Origin of the sequence: Pseudomonas sp. ABC1 (genome assembly GCF_013395055.1) — a bacterium.
Lineage (GTDB): Bacteria > Pseudomonadota > Gammaproteobacteria > Pseudomonadales > Pseudomonadaceae > Stutzerimonas.
The window spans coordinates 361,567-374,685 of sequence record NZ_CP058349.1; the positions used below are offsets into that span (position 1 = coordinate 361,567).

General features: G+C 64.7%; 8 protein-coding genes and 2 pseudogenes. 7 read left to right on the top strand and 3 right to left on the bottom strand.

Features of this window, described 5'->3' with window-relative positions; all coding sequences use genetic code 11:
• Positions 1-59: 59 nt before the first annotated feature.
• From HW090_RS01390 to HW090_RS18055, 4 genes and pseudogenes are all read left to right on the top strand, one after another.
• Entirely contained in the window at positions 60-356 is a 297-nt protein-coding gene (locus HW090_RS01390) for a helix-turn-helix domain-containing protein (protein ID WP_179111791.1), read from the top strand.
• The gene (locus HW090_RS01395) at positions 353-2,185 is read left to right on the top strand and encodes an SLC13 family permease (protein WP_179111792.1); all 1,833 of its coding nucleotides are present in this window, start codon (positions 353-355) and stop codon (positions 2,183-2,185) included. Before HW090_RS01390 ends, HW090_RS01395 begins: the two co-directional genes overlap by 4 nt.
• A gap of 320 nt (positions 2,186-2,505) precedes the next feature.
• Positions 2,506-3,246 (top strand): annotated as a pseudogene (locus HW090_RS18050) (cache domain-containing protein); the annotation flags it as partial.
• Between the two features lie 462 nt (positions 3,247-3,708).
• Positions 3,709-4,407, top strand: a complete 699-nt coding sequence (locus tag HW090_RS18055; protein WP_373416375.1) for a methyl-accepting chemotaxis protein — start codon at positions 3,709-3,711, stop codon at positions 4,405-4,407.
• Positions 4,408-5,466: 1,059 nt separating this feature from the next.
• On the opposite strand, the gene tusA is transcribed toward HW090_RS18055, so the two are convergent.
• Both tusA and rlmM read right to left on the bottom strand, forming a co-directional pair.
• A complete protein-coding gene (gene tusA / locus HW090_RS01405; protein ID WP_179111794.1) occupies positions 5,467-5,706 on the bottom strand; it encodes a sulfurtransferase TusA in 240 nt (79 codons plus the stop codon).
• 81 nt (positions 5,707-5,787) lie between these two features.
• On the bottom strand, positions 5,788-6,840 hold the full coding sequence (rlmM, locus tag HW090_RS01410; protein WP_179111795.1) for a 23S rRNA (cytidine(2498)-2'-O)-methyltransferase RlmM: 1,053 nt from the start codon (positions 6,838-6,840) through the stop codon (positions 5,788-5,790).
• Positions 6,841-7,072: 232 nt separating this feature from the next.
• On the opposite strand from rlmM, the gene acnA reads away from it, so the two are divergent.
• The 3 genes and pseudogenes from acnA to HW090_RS01420 all read left to right on the top strand — a co-directional run bounded on the left by acnA (position 7,073) and on the right by HW090_RS01420 (position 11,545).
• Positions 7,073-9,751, top strand: coding sequence for an aconitate hydratase AcnA (gene acnA, locus HW090_RS01415; RefSeq protein WP_179111796.1), 2,679 nt, complete (start codon positions 7,073-7,075; stop codon positions 9,749-9,751).
• A 225-nt stretch (positions 9,752-9,976) separates the two neighbouring features.
• A pseudogene (locus HW090_RS18060) lies at positions 9,977-10,258 on the top strand (PAS domain-containing protein); the annotation flags it as partial.
• 213 nt (positions 10,259-10,471) lie between these two features.
• Positions 10,472-11,545, top strand: a complete 1,074-nt coding sequence (locus tag HW090_RS01420) for a methyl-accepting chemotaxis protein (protein ID WP_373416376.1) — start codon at positions 10,472-10,474, stop codon at positions 11,543-11,545.
• A gap of 59 nt (positions 11,546-11,604) precedes the next feature.
• On the opposite strand, the gene HW090_RS01425 is transcribed toward HW090_RS01420, so the two are convergent.
• Positions 11,605-13,107, bottom strand: coding sequence for a succinate CoA transferase (locus tag HW090_RS01425; protein ID WP_179111798.1), 1,503 nt, complete (start codon positions 13,105-13,107; stop codon positions 11,605-11,607).
• Between the last annotated feature and the right edge of the window lie 12 nt (positions 13,108-13,119).

The window sequence follows — 13,119 nt, forward strand, 5'->3', positions numbered from 1 at the left end:
CGGGCGCCCGCAAACCCCGGACACTTCGCGCCATTCCCTGACTCATGCGCGAGCCCACCATGTCGATCAGCAAGACCCGCAGCAGTTTCTACCGGCGCCTGTACGTCACCTGGCTGATCGACAGTGGCGCCGCCACCAGCGTCCCGGCCCTGATGGAAACCACCGGCATGCCGCGCCGTACTGCCCAGGACACTCTGGCGGCACTGGCCGAGCTGGACATCGACTGCGTCTTCGAACATGCCCAGGGCGAGCGACACAATGCCGGGCACTACCGCATCCGCGACTGGGGCGCCATCGACCGGGGCTGGGTCGAGCGCAACCTGCCCGCCATCCGCGATGCCCTGGGCTACCCATGAACCACGACCTGCTGCTCGTCCTGCTGTTGCTGCTGGCCTGCGTCGGTTGCTTCATCCTCAACAAGCCGCGCATGGACGTGGTCGCCCTGCTGGCCATCGTCGCCCTGCCGCTGACCGGCGTACTGAGCGTCAATGAAGTGCTGGCCGGTTTCAGCGACCCGGCCGTGGTGCTGATCGCCGCGCTGTTCGTCATCGGCGACGGCCTGGTGCGCACCGGCATCGCCTACCGCATGGGCGACTGGCTGGTGCACGCTGCCGGCAGCAGCGAGGCGCGCCTGCTGATCCTGCTGATGCTGGCGGTGGCGGGACTCGGCTCGGTGATGAGTTCCACCGGCGTGGTGGCGATCTTCATTCCGGTGGTTCTCAGCATCGCCCTGCGTATGAAAGTCTCTCCCGGCCGCCTGATGATGCCACTGGCTTTCGCCGGGCTGATCAGCGGCATGCTGACCCTGGTCGCGACCCCGCCGAACATGGTGGTGCACAGCGAGCTGCGCCGCGCCGGGCTGGAGGGTTTCGCCTTCTTCGACTTCGCCCCGGTGGGCCTGGCGGTGCTGGTGCTGGGCATCGGCTACATGCTGCTGGCCCGGCGCTGGCTGGTGCGCAACGATGGCAAGGACGACGGTGCTGGCGAAGCCCGCCTGACCCTGTCGGACATGGCCCACGCCTACCGCCTTTCCGAGCGCGAGCGGCGCCTGCGCGTCCTGCCCGGCTCGTCCCTGGCCAACCAGGCGCTGGACGAACTGCGGCTGCGTTCGGAGTACGGGATCAACGTGATCGCCATCGAACGCCCGCACAAGTTCCGCACACTGCTGCTGATGGCCACCGGCAATACCCGGCTGCAGGCCGGTGACGTGCTGCTGGTGGACCTGGCCAGCCCGGCCATCGGACTCCTCGGGGCCTATCAGGAACTGGGCCTGGAACCCCTGCAATTGAGCAGCAGCTACTACGACACCCATGCCCGCGAGCTGGGGCTGGCTGAGGTCGCCCTGCCGCCCGACTCGCGCCTGCCCGGCAAGAGCATCCAGGAAATCGCCTTCCGTAGCCGGCACAAGCTCAATGTGGTCGGCGTGCGGCGTAACCGCGAGGCCCTGCAAGGCGTGCTGGTGGACGAGCGTCTGCGGCCTGGAGACACCCTGCTGGTCGCCGGCGGCTGGAAGCAGATCCACCGCCTGCAAGGCCTGTCCCGCGACTTCCTGGTGCTCAGCCTGCCGGCCGAGGTCGACGAGGTGGCCCCTGCCGCCAGCCAGGCGCCGTTCGCGCTGTTCGGCCTGGCGGTGATGGTCGGGCTGATGGTCAGCGGCCTGGTGCCCAATGTGCTGGCGGCGCTGATCGGCTGCCTGATCATGGGGCTGTTCCGCTGCATCGATATGGACAGCGCCTACAAGTCCATCCACTGGCAAAGCCTGATCCTGATCGTCGGCATGCTGCCGTTCGCCCTCGCCCTGCAAAAGACCGGCGGCATCGACCTTGCGGTTTCCGGGCTGATCGGCCTGGTCGGCGATGCCGGCCCACATGCGCTGCTGGCCTGCCTGTTCGTGCTGACCGCGGTGATCGGCCTGTTCATTTCCAACACCGCCACGGCGGTGCTGATGGCCCCGGTGGCGCTGTCCACCGCCCAGCAACTCGGCACCTCACCCTACCCGTTCGCGATGATCGTTGCCCTGGCCGCCTCGGCAGCCTTCATGACGCCGATCTCGTCACCGGTAAACACCCTGGTACTCGGGCCGGGGCAGTACCGTTTCGCCGACTTCGTGCGCATCGGCGTCCCTTTCACACTGCTGGTGATGCTCCTCAGTGTGCTGCTGGTGCCGCTGGTGTTTCCGCTGTAACGCAGCTGACGCATTCGTGGCGCCAGAATAGTGGCACAACGATATAGGCCCGCGTAGACTCCGCGCTGCGCCAGAGCACTAAGGTGCTGTCCCGTTTCGTCGCGACAACGCAGCTTGCGACGAAACGGGACAGCACCCGGGACACTTCTGCCACCATCTTCGCTTTCGAGCTTTTCGACAGGCCCGCGCTGCGCATCGCCATGCGCCGGGCCACCGTGAGGGACCCACCCATGTCACTGCTTCCCGTCCGCATCACCCATCGCATCAGCCTGGGTATCCTGTTGCTGCTGTTTCTCACTACACTGGGCATCTACGCGATCATGGAACTGCGTGGCAAACCCAGGCTGGTCGCAGCCGGCACGGCATCGGCGGAACAGGCCGTGTCCGCCATCGCCCGCCAGCTCGACGTGCAACTGAGCCGGATCGAAGGCACCGTGGCCGCCACCGCGCACCTGGCGGAAACCCTGCCCACGGACCCGGCACTGATCGAAGCGAGCCTGCCCAACGTCATCGACAGCCAGGGCGACCAGGCCATCACCGGCGGTGGCCTGTGGCCGGAGCCTGGGGCATTCACCACCGGCGTGGAGCGGCGCAGCTTCTTCTGGGCGCGCAACGCACAGGGCCGGCTGGAGTATTCCGACGACTACAACGCCCCTGCCATCGCCGCCTACCACGACGAGCCCTGGTATCGCTCGGTCCGCTCGGCGGCCGGCGGTCGTTGCGTCTGGTCCGACGGCTACCAGGACCCGGTCAGCAAGCAGGCCATGACCACCTGCAGCGTGCCCTACCAGCGCGATGGCCGCTTCGCCGGCGTGGCGACCCTCGATCTGACCCTCGATGGCCTGGCCAGCTTCCTGCAACAGCAGGGTAACGTCACCAGTGGCTATGCTTTCGCCGTGGACCGCGCCGGCAACCTGCTGTTCTTCCCCGGCAGCACCGCCAGCGAAGGCCTGCTGACACTCGCCCAATTGAGCGACAGCCTGCCCTGGTTCAAGCCGGTGGTCGAAGCACTGAAAAACCCGAACACCGCGCAGACCCTTTACCTGAAACACGACGGACGCCTGGATGGCCCGGCTTATGTGTCCCTGCACAACGTCGGCGACACCGGCTGGCGTGTCGGCCTGGTCACGCCCGAAGGCTGGATCACCGGCCTCGCCACCAGCCTGACCCGCGAGCTGTTGCTGCTCCTGTTGCCACTGCTGGCCGTACTGCTCGGCCTGGCCTGGATCGCCAGCCGCCGCCTGCTGGCGCAAGTCCGGGAAACCACCCGGCAGATCCATATCCTCGGCCAGGACAGTCAGTCGCGTGAGCTGGACATCCTGCGCGCCGACGAGATCGGCGAACTGCGCACGGCCGTCAACCAGTACGCCGGTTCGCTGCGCCAGATGCTGCAGAAGATCGCCGACGAATCCAGCACCCTGGAGCGCCAGTCCGCCGAGTTGGCCAGCCTGTCGCACAACATCGCCGAACGCGCCGAAGCCCAGCGCGAAGACAACACGATGCTGGCCACCGCCATCACCGAGATGTCCACCAGCGCCCAGGAAGTCGCCCATAACACCACCGATTGCTCGGACACAGCGGGGCGCTCACTCACCCTGGCCCATGAAGGCCAGAGCAATGTGCGGCTCAACAGCGAGTCGATCCAGGCCCTGGCCGGCGAGATCGGCAGCGCCGCCTCGGCCATCACTCAGCTGGGGGCCGATATCGAACGGGTCGGCAGCGTGCTGGATGTGATCAAGTCGATTTCCGAACAGACCAACCTGCTGGCGCTCAACGCCGCCATCGAAGCTGCCCGCGCCGGTGAGCAAGGCCGTGGCTTCGCCGTGGTGGCCGACGAGGTGCGCACACTGGCCGGCCGCACCCAGGCTTCCGCCAACGAAATCCAGGACATGATCACGCAACTGCGCCAGGCCTCGGGACTCGCGGTCGAGACCATGCAGGCCGGTGTCACCCTGACCGAGAACGCCGTTCGCCAGGCAGGCGGCGTGGCCGAAACCCTCGGCGGCACGGTGAGCAGCTTCGACGATATCGTCCAGCGCGCCCAGCAGATCGCCGTGGCCGCACAAGAGCAGAGCCATGTCGCCCAGGAGATTAGCGAGCTGGCCATCCGCATCCACTCCTCCAGCGAAGAAGCCGCCCGCGACGCCTCGACCCTGCGCGAGCTGGGCGGCAACATGCATGCGCTCTCGGAGCGGCTGGGGCGGATGAGTCGCGGGGGGTGAGGCGGGATTGATTGCTTTGCCGGGCAACCCGGTCCAATCCTTGCCGACATGCATGCTGAGGGTAAGCACTGCATGAGAACACCGCCCACTCGTCGTTCCCGCGCAGGCGGGAACCCAGGCGTGCAGGCTTATGGCTATCGAGCTCTTTCTACAGCCACCTTAGGTGGTGACTATGGAATAAACGCAGGTGAACAGGCGACTGTGGCACCTGGGTTCCCGCCTGCGCGCACTGCTGTCCGGTACGGGTTTTGCTCCTGAGGGCGGCAAGGCTTATGAAGCCTGGACGTGCGGTTTGAGGCTTGCTCTGCCGACTCAATATCGCGTCCTAGGCTGTTCGCTCTCATGACCGCGTATCGCGAGCCCGACCAGCCCCTCTACGCAACACGCATGCACTCATCCCTGAGGCTCTACGCCGACATCCCTGTCGGCGAAGGTTGCTCCGAGTGGCTGGCCGGGCTCGCAGTCAATACCGAAGGGGCCCAGGGGAAAAAGCTCAACCCGTCGCTCCCGCGCAGGCGGGAGCCTAGGTACACAAGGCTAAGGCCAGCGGGCTTCTTCCTACAGTCACCGCCGCAGACGGCTGTGCGGATGCCAGGTGGCGGGGCGGGGCCTTCGCCGCCAGGGATGGCGGCGTAGAGCTACAAGGATGTATTCACGCGTGCCCCGTCCCGCCACCTGGCATTCGCACAGGAGCGATGAGCGCAAGGCCACCGTATCGTGGGCCAAGCAAAACCCGTACCGGACAGCAGTGCGCCTGCGCGGGAACGACGAGGTGTGTTTTTCATGCTGTGCTTTTTCTCAGGGTCACTGCGGTATTGACCGCGAGCCCGGCCAGCCCCTCGTAGCAACCTTCGTCGGCAGGGACGCCGACGAAGAGCCCCATGGATGGGTTCATGCGTGTTGCGTAGAGGGGCTGGTCGGGCTCGCGACACGCAGAAACAAGAGCATCGGGACGCAGGGACAAACAGCCCAGGTAATAGGGCCCAAAGAGGTAGACGCAGGCCCTGTCATAACGCGAACACCTTGAAAAGTCCCCGCGGCCCCTTCGAAAACGCCCTGTCAGGCGTCGATTTTCTTGCGAATCCAGTACAGGAAAGTACCGTCCTGCTCCTGCTGTTCGACCAGCTCATGACCGAGGAACAGGCAGAACTTGGGGATATCGCGCCGGGTGGAAGGGTCGGTGGCAATGACCTTGAGCAAGGCACCAGCCTCCAGCCCCCGCACACTGTTGTGCAGCATCATCACGGGCTCAGGGCAATTCAGCCCGCTGGCATCGAGCACCTCATCGGCGGTCATCATTCATCTCCCCTTGGAAAAGAGCGCAAAAGCGCACACGAAAGCGCAAGATTGTTGCGCAAAGCCATCGACGAACCAAGCGACTCAACCCAACCGCCGCAGGTGGCACGTCACTTCCTCTCGGTCGTGGTACAACTGCTTGCAGCCGATCTGGGCCTTCACACCCCGCTCGGCCAAGCCATCAGCGATACGCTCGAGCAATCGCGTGACCTCGGCATAGCGCTGCTTCATCGGCAGCTTGAGGTTGACCACCGCCTCGCGGCACAGGCCTTCGCCGATCCAGGTTTCCAACAAGGCGGCATTGCGCGCCGGCTTCTCGACGATATCGCAGACCATCCAGTCCACCGGTCGCCGCGGGCGGAAGGCGAAGCCATCGGCCTGCAAGTGTTCGACCATGCCGCTGCCCATCAGGCTTTCGGCCATCGGCCCGTTGTCCACCGCGGTCACATGCATCTCGCGATTGACCAGTTGCCAGGTCCAGCCCCCCGGCGAGGCGCCGAGGTCGACCGCTGTCATGCCCTCGGCCAGACGCTTGTCCCACTGATCACGGGGAATGAAATGGTGCCAGGCCTCTTCCAGCTTCAGGGTCGAGCGGCTGGGCGCCTGGCGCGGGAACTTCAGCCGGGGAATGCCCATCGGCCACAGGGCGCTGTTCTTCGCATCGGCAAGCCCGACGAACACCTCGCGCCCGCTCTTGAAGGTCAGCAGCAAACGCGGGCCGCTCCCGCCCTCGCGCAAGCGCCCCGCCGCGACCAGCGCCTTGCGCAAAGGCGCCTCGAACTTGCGGCAGAAGGTCGACAGCTCCTTGCCGTCATTGCTGTCGAAGACTTCCAGCCAGAGCCCGGAGCACACCGGGTAATCGGCCAGGTACTGCAACAGCACGCTGATGCGATCCTGCTCCGGCAATGGCAGGTAGCTGCCACGCGCCCACTGCCGGGGAAAGATCAGTTGCTGGAAGCGCAGGTGCGTCATCAGCCTCTGTGCACCGTCCGCGTCGAGGCAGACGAACTCGCCGCAGGCACTGCCCGCCTTGCCACGGGCATATCCGGCGACCTCCAGACGTGCCGCCTGCTCGCTGATCTCCGCGCAGACCTCGCCTTCGAAACCCGGGCGGCAATGCAGTAGCAATGTATTCATGGCGGACGTTCCGGATGCTGGCGTGGGGCGCGCATGATAACGGAAGAGAGGGAACCGACGCGCGCCGTATCAGTCCAGTAAGACAGGGGCGCGCACAGCATGCACCGCCTGCCGATCGCACGTACCGCCACGACAACCGGGCATCAAGACTCAGGGCGAGACGACCGCGATCACCGTCAAAGACGCGCCCATTCCCAGAAGGCCCGACCGTGCGGGCTCAAGGAGATATGGTATGCCATCCCTGGACAGCCTCGATTGCCGCCGCAGCCTGCAGGTCAACGGCAAGGGCTATGACTATTTCAGCCTGCCCGAGGCCGCCGCCCGTCTCGGCGACATCAGCCGCCTGCCCTTTTCGCTCAAGGTCCTGCTGGAGAACCTGCTGCGCTGGGAGGATGGCCTGAGTGTCAGACCCGAGGACTTCAAGGCCATCGTCGACTGGTTGCAGACGCGCAGCTCGGAGCGAGAGATCCAGTACCGCCCGGCGCGCGTGCTGATGCAGGATTTCACTGGCGTCCCTGGCGTGGTCGACCTGGCGGCGATGCGCGATGCCGTATCCCGTGCCGGTGCCGATCCGCAGAAGATCAATCCACTGTCGCCCGTGGACCTGGTCATCGACCACTCGGTGATGGTCGACCGCTTCGGCGATGAAGCGGCCTTTGCGCGCAACGTCGAGATCGAGATGCAGCGCAACAGCGAGCGCTATGAGTTCCTGCGCTGGGGCCAGCAGGCCTTCGACAACTTCCGTGTGGTGCCGCCGGGCACCGGCATCTGCCACCAGGTCAACCTGGAGTACCTGGCCCAGGTGGTCTGGACCCGCGACGAAGACGGCGACACCCTCGCCTACCCCGACACCCTGGTCGGCACCGATTCGCACACCACCATGATCAACGGCCTCGGCGTGCTCGGCTGGGGCGTCGGCGGCATCGAGGCGGAAGCGGCCATGCTCGGCCAGCCGGTGTCGATGCTGATTCCCGAAGTGGTCGGTTTCCGCCTCTCGGGGCGCCTGAAGGAAGGCGTGACCGCCACCGACCTGGTGCTGACGGTCACGCAGATGCTGCGCAAGCAAGGTGTGGTCGGCAAATTCGTCGAGTTCTATGGCCCTGGCCTGAACAACCTGCAACTGGCCGACCGCGCCACCATCGCCAACATGGCACCGGAATATGGCGCCACCTGTGGCTTCTTCCCGGTCGATCAGGTCACGCTGGATTACCTGCGCCTGAGCGGCCGAGACGAGCAGCGAATCGCCCTGGTCGAGGCCTACAGCAAGGCACAAGGCCTGTGGCACGACCACGACAGCCCGGAACCTTCGTTCAGCGCCAGCCTGGCGTTGGACCTGGCCAGCGTGCGTCCATCCCTGGCCGGCCCGAAGCGCCCGCAGGATCGCGTCAGCCTCGGCGATATCGGCGCGTCCTTCGACCTGTTGCTGGAGACCAGCGGACGCATGGGCCAGGCCGATACCGCCTTTCCGGTGGCCGACGAGGATTTCTCGCTCCGGCATGGCGCCGTGGTGATCGCGGCCATCACCTCCTGCACCAACACCTCGAACCCCAATGTGCTGATGGCCGCCGGCCTGCTGGCGAAGAAGGCCCTGGAGCGCGGCCTGCAACGCCAACCCTGGGTGAAGACCTCGCTGGCGCCCGGCTCCAAGGTGGTCACGGATTATCTGGAACGAGCCGGCCTGACGCCCTACCTGAACGAACTGGGCTTCAACCTGGTCGGCTACGGCTGCACCACCTGCATCGGCAACTCCGGCCCGCTGGACGAGAACATCGGCGCCACGATCACCGGCAATGACCTGATCGTGTCCTCGGTGTTGTCCGGCAACCGCAATTTCGAAGGCCGCGTGCACCCACTGGTCAAGGCCAACTGGCTGGCCTCGCCGCCGCTGGTGGTGGCTTTCGCGCTGGCTGGCACCACACGCATCGACCTGGAAAAACAGCCAATCGGCCATGACCGGCAAGGCCTGCCGGTGTTCCTGCGCGACATCTGGCCCAGCAGCGCGGAAATCGCCAAGGCGGTCGCGACGATCGACGGCGAGATGTTCCGCCGGCGCTATGCCGACGTCTTCAGCGGCGATGCCGACTGGCAAGCCATCCCGGTCACCGCAGGCACCACCTACGAATGGAATGCCGACTCCAGCTATGTGCAGAACCCGCCGTTCTTCGAAGACATCGACAAACCAGCGCCGCCACCGACGGATATCCACGGTGCCCGCATACTCGCCGTGTTCGGCGACTCCATCACCACCGACCATATTTCCCCCGCCGGCAATATCAAGGCCAGCTCGCCGGCCGGTCTCTACCTGCAAGACCTGGGCATCGCGCCACAGGACTTCAATTCCTACGGCTCGCGGCGCGGCAACCATGAGGTGATGATGCGCGGCACCTTCGCCAACATCCGTATCCGCAATGAAATGCTCGGCGGCGAGGAAGGTGGCAACACCCTCTTCCAACCCGGCGCGGAAAAACTGCCGATCTACGACGCCGCCATGCGCTACCAGCAGGCCGGTACACCCCTGGTGATCATCGCCGGCAAGGAATACGGCACCGGCTCCAGCCGCGACTGGGCGGCCAAGGGCACCAACCTGCTGGGCGTCAAGGCGGTGATTGCCGAGAGCTTCGAACGCATACACCGCTCCAACCTCATCGGCATGGGGGTGCTGGCGTTGCAATTCGTGGAGGGGCAGACACGCCAGACACTGGGCATCGTGGGTGACGAGAAGCTCAGTATCGAAGGACTGGAAGGCGGACTTGCACCGCACCAGCGCCTGCGGGTCACGGTAGAACGCAGCGATGGTTCGCTGGACCGCTTCGAAGTACTGAGCCGCATCGACACCCTCAACGAAGTCGAATACTTCAAGGCAGGCGGCATCCTGCACTTCGTCCTGCGCCAACTGCTTGGCGAACACTGACGTGTGAGGCCTTTGGAGCGGACGTGTTCGCTCCAAAGGCAAACCCGTATCGCGACGTTGGTCGTAACGTCCCAGAGAGGATTCTGGAATACAGGCCGGTCACAATACCGTAAAATTTGACGCCAGATTTTACGTTACCCGTTCATTGTCACTTCCATCCATTCGAAGAACGAGACGCGCCCAACGAGGTGTGTCCGCCCGTCCCCTTGCCAGGCGCCTTTTCCAATGCGTAACAACCAACCTGTCACACAGCGCGAATACTCGTTCCCGGATCAGCAACGCTTGATCTCGACCACCAACCTCAAGGGGCAGATCACCTACTGCAACGACATCTTCGCCGAAGTCAGCGGCTTCACACGGGCGGAACTGATCAATGCGCCGCACAACCTGATTCGCCACCCGGACGTGCCTGCGGCGGTCTTCGCCCATATGTGGCAGACCCTGCAACAGGGCAAGCCCTGGATGGGCATCGTCAAGAACCGCCGCAAGAATGGCGATCACTACTGGGTCAACGCCTATGTCACGCCCATTCTCGACAACAGGCGCGAGATCATCGGCTATGAATCGGTGCGTACGAAACCGACCGAAGAACAGGTACGGCGCGCCCGGAATCTCTACGACCGGTTGAATGCCGGCAAGACTGGCGTCCCGCGCCGGGACCGCTGGCTGCCGTTCATACTCAATTGGCTACCCTTCATCCTGATCAGCCAGATCGGCTTCATGGTCGGTATCTGGCTGGACCATTACTGGGGCTTCATCTTCGCCGCCCTGCTGTCGGTCCCCCTGGGTCTGGCCGGCATGCGCTGGCAGCAGCGCGGCATGCAACGCCTGCTGCAACTGGCCCGGCAGGCGACCTGCGATCCGCTGATCGCACAGATGTACACCGACAGCAGGGGTTCCGAGGCACAACTGGAACTGGCCATGCTCAGCCAGCAGGCACATTTGAAGACGTGTCTGACACGCTTGCAGGACAGCGCCGTGCAACTGCAGAAACAGGCCAGCGAGGCTGACCGGCTGGCACAGGAGTGTTCGTCCGGGCTGTCGCGCCAGAGCCAGGAAACCGAACAGGTCGCAGCCGCCATCAACCAGATGACCGCGACTACCCAGGAAGTCGCCAGCAACGTCGCCCAGGCCGCCAGTGCCACACGCCAGGCCAGCGACCTGACCCGCGAAGGCCGCGACGTCACCGCCAAGACGCGCCGCACCATCGAGAGCCTGGCCGACTCGGTGGCCAAGACCGGCAATGCCGTGGAACAACTGGCCAGTGGCAGCGAGCAGATCGGCAGCATGGTCGACGTGATCAAGAGCATCGCCGAACAGACCAACCTGCTGGCACTCAACGCCGCCATCGAAGCCGCCCGCGCCGGCGAGAGCGGGCGCGGCTTCTCGGTGGTCGCCGACGAAGTGCGTCACCTGGCGCAACGTACCGCCGACGCCACCGGGCAGATCCACACATTGATCGAGCAACTGCAACAGCAGGCGCGGCATGCGGTGGACACCACGCGCCTGGGCCATGTGGAGGCGGACCAGGGCGTGGAACATATCGTCCAGGCCGACCAGGCACTGAACGCGATCAACCAGGCCATGGAGCAGGTCATCGACATGACGACCCAGATCGCCTCGGCCACCGAGCAGCAAAGCAGCGTCAGCGAAGAAATCAGCCAGAACGTCGCCACCATCGCGCAACTGGCCGGGGAAACCACCGTGGGCGCGCAGAAATCAGCGCTGCTCAGCGAAGAGCTGACCTCGACGGCGCAAAGCCAGTACTCGTTGGTCGAGCGCTTCAACCGCTGAAAGAAAAAGGCCATGGGCATCGCTGCCCATGGCCTTCGTCGCGACTCAACTACGCAGGATCACTCCTTGCGCATGGTGCCCTTCTCGGCCAGTGCCGTATGCCAGGAGAACGCCTTCTCCAGGATATGCGGGGTATGGCCGCCACGCGCCTTGGCCTCGTTGAAGTACTCGTAGGCCTGGGCCCGGAAGTCCGGGTGCATGCAGTTCTCGATGATCCGCTCCGCCGCCTGCACCGGCGCCAGCCCGCGAAGGTCGGCATAGCCCTGTTCGGTGACGATCACGTCGACATCGTGGTTGGTATGGTCGACATGGGACACGAACGGCACGATGGACGACACCTTGCCATCCTTCGCCGTGGAGGACGTGACGAAGATGGTGATACGGGCGTTGCGGGCGAAATCGCCGGAGCCGCCGATTCCGTTCATCATGCGCGTGCCGCCAACGTGGGTGGAGTTCACGTTGCCGTAGATATCCACTTCCAGCGCGGTGTTGAAGGAAATGATGCCCAGGCGACGAATGACCTCGGGGTGGTTGGAGATTTCCTGCGGGCGGAAGACCAGCTTGTCCTTGTAGCGCGCCAGGTCCTTGCCGAGGGTTTCCACGCGCTTCTTCGACAGCGACAGCGCCGTGGCCGCGGCGAATTTCACCACGCCAGCGTCGATCAGGTCGAAGATGCCATCCTGCAGCACTTCCGAAGCGACCACGATGTCACGGAATTCGGAGGTCTTCATGCCGTTGAGCACCGCGTTGGCCACCGAACCCACACCCGACTGCAACGGCGCCAGGCTCTCGGTGAGGCGCCCGGCCTTGACCTCGGCGCGCAGGAAATCCAGCAGGTTGTCGGCGATCTGCTGGGTTTCGGCATTGGGCTCGAACAGCGGCGACGGGATGTCCGGCTGGCTCGACAGCACGATGCCGCGCACCTTGGCCGGATCGACCGGAATACCCTTGGTGCCGATGCGCTTGCTGATGTCGTAGACCGGGATGTCCTTGCGCTGGCCGGCAGGCTCGGGCACGTAGATGTCGTGCATGCCTTCGTATTCACGCGGCGCCGAGGTGTTCAGCTCGATGATCACGTGCTTGGCGGTCTGCACGAAGATCGGCGAGTTGCCGACGGAGCCGGTCGGGATGATCTGACCGTCTTCGGTGATCGCAGCCGCCTCGATGATCGCGTAATCGACCGCCGGCAGTACGCCCTGGCGAATCCACTCGGCGGTGTGGGAAAGGTGCTGGTCGATGTAGAAGGCTTCGCCGCTGTTGATCTTGCCACGCAGCACCGGGTTGCCCTGGTAGGGCAGGCGCAGGTTGATGATGCCCGCCTCGGCCATGGCCTGGTCAGCGGCCGGACCCATGGAGGCGCCGGTGTACAGGTTGACCTTGAATTTTTCCTGCTTGCCACGCTCGGCCAGTGCCCTGGGAAATTCCTTCGGCTCGCCGAACAACGTGAAGCCACTCATCCCGAGGCTCATGCCATCCTCGATCCAGGATGCCGCCTCTTCTGCGGAGACGATCTTGTCGCGGAACGCCTCGTTGCGGATGAATTGGTTCAGGTCAGTTTCCATAAAGCACCTCTC